The sequence below is a fragment of the Dryocola boscaweniae genome, from assembly GCF_025215095.1.
Lineage (GTDB): Bacteria > Pseudomonadota > Gammaproteobacteria > Enterobacterales > Enterobacteriaceae > Dryocola > Dryocola boscaweniae.
Genome location: NZ_JALHAP010000001.1, coordinates 1 through 217, shown reverse-complemented (window position 1 = coordinate 217; position 217 = coordinate 1). Strand labels below are relative to the sequence as shown.

Annotated in this window: 1 pseudogene; it reads right to left on the bottom strand. The window is 51.6% G+C overall.

What is annotated here, in order from left to right:
• A pseudogene (locus MUA00_RS00005) lies at positions 1-217 on the bottom strand (hypothetical protein); the annotation flags it as partial.

Genomic DNA, 217 nt, shown 5'->3' with positions numbered 1-217 from the left:
AACCGTCATCTTTTTTGAAACTATATCCGTTGACATTAAACCCTTTCACAACAATAGCCTTAATGACATAGGCCGCCGACTCGGACTGACCTTTCCAGCCGTTCAGCTTCAGGGCTGCCTTCAGTCCTGTACCCGCCACGGTCGCCGTATAAGCCGCATTGTATGTTCCGTCACCGTTGTCCTTCCAGCTACCGTCCTTCTGCTCTGCATTCGCCAC